General features: G+C 64.0%; 2 protein-coding genes. Both read left to right on the forward strand.

Features of this window, described 5'->3' with window-relative positions:
- Nucleotides 1-123: 123 nt before the first annotated feature.
- Nucleotides 124-1,293, forward strand: coding sequence for an IS91 family transposase (locus ACZBJS_RS42405; protein WP_463440321.1), 1,170 nt, complete (start codon nt 124-126; stop codon nt 1,291-1,293).
- Nucleotides 1,294-1,667: 374 nt separating this feature from the next.
- A partial coding sequence (locus ACZBJS_RS42410; protein WP_463440322.1) for a transposase occupies nt 1,668-1,844 on the forward strand: 177 nt, incomplete at its 3' end.

Consider the following 1,844-nt stretch of genomic DNA (forward strand, 5'->3'; position numbering starts at 1 on the left):
GGCCATGCCAGTCTGGCCAGCACGGCGCGCTATACCCAAGTCGCCACTAAGACCATCAGCAATACGCCAAGTCCGCTTGACCGGCTTCGCCTGGAGGTCGTGCCGCCCGGCTGAGCGGACCTGATGGCTCCGGTTCTGGAAGTGGCGGATATCTTCCGCCGGCACGGCGAAGCGTTTCGACAAGCCCGTGCCGGGCATCTGGGCCGCGTCGAGCGGCGCGTCATGGGCGCGATCACGGCATGCCGGACGGCTGTGCTCGGTGGCCACGTCGATCAATGCGACGACTGCGGTGCCACTCGCATCGCCTACAACTCCTGTCGCAATCGGCATTGCCCGAAGTGCCAGGGCTCGGCGCGCGCGCAATGGCTTGCCGAGCGACAAGCCGAACTCCTTCCCGTGCCGTACTTCCACGTCGTTTTCACGTTGCCGGCGCCGGCCAGAGAGATTGCTTTCCAGAACAAGGCGGTGGTCTATGCCATTCTGTTCCGCTGCGCGGCCGAGACGCTCACCACCATCGCAGCAGACCCCAAGCATCTCGGCGCGCAGCTCGGTGTGACCGCTGTTCTCCATACCTGGGGCCAGACCCTGCAACACCATCCGCATCTCCACTGCGTCGTGCCCGGCGGTGGACCCTCGCTCGATGGCACGCTCTGGGTCGCTTGCCGGCCCGGCTTCTTCCTGCCGGTGCGCGTCCTCTCCCGGCTGTTCCGCCGCCTGTTCCTGCAAGAGCTGCAAGCTGCCTTCGCGGCCGGCGAGTTGGGCTTCTTTGGCGGTCTCGCCCATCTCGCCAATCCCGCCGCGTTCGCCCAGCGCCTCGATCAATTGCGACGGACCGACTGGGTGGTCTATGCCAAGCCGCCATTCGGCGGGCCCGAACAGGTGCTGGCTTATCTCGGCCGCTATACGCATCGCGTCGCCATCGCCAACAGTCGGCTGATCTCGCTTGCCGATGGCAAGGTGAGCTTTTCCTGGAAGGACTATCGGCAGAATCGTAAAGCCAAAGTGATGACGCTTGATGCCGATGAGTTCATGCGGCGCTTTCTCCTGCACACCCTGCCGGACGGCTTTCATCGCATCCGCCACTATGGCTTCCTCGCCAATGGCGGACGCAACAATAGAATCGCCCTCTGCCGTCAGCTCCTTGACGTTCGCAACGCTCCGACTGATCAAGAAGCCGGCGACACCAAATGTGAGATCCCCGTCTGCCCGCATTGTGGCGGCACCATGCGGCGCGTCGACGTCGTCCCGCGAGCCTGCCCGCGCGACCATCCGTTTCGTTGTGACACGTCATGACCAGCGCCTGCACCATCCACCCGTTCCGGGATCACCTTCTCGGTGGCAACGTTCGATGTCGCCGTGCCCGCCCTCGTCACCGCTCACCCTGTCAGTCATTCGGCCGCGCATCACAGCGCAGCAAATCGCTCGCGGCATCGCGCTCTCGGCCCAAGCAATGGCGCCGCTCACGTCCGATCAATATCGCGCCGACGCGCGGCGACCACAGGCGCGCCTTCTCCGCAGTTGGACCAGCTGCACTATCGCCATAGCGCCCACAACTCCGCAGCTTCGTTCAATCCGGCTTCTATGAGGTCGCACGCGCCACCGCGCGCGCGGCTGGCCTTTGCCCCGCGACCTCACAGAACCCTCAAGATTCCCGAATCAATTTTTCAATGATTCATGGGTGGTCGGCTCTGGGAGGGCTGACCATGCCCGGATGGGAAGACGAACTCGAACGCTGGCTGATGCCGTTCTTGGACCGGCTGGGTCATAAGACCCGGCAGCGGATGTGTCCTCTGTATGTTGCGGGATTGATCGGTCCGGGCGATCGCAAGAGCGTTCAGCCGATG

Source organism: Bradyrhizobium sp. KZN70725 (assembly GCF_055264925.1).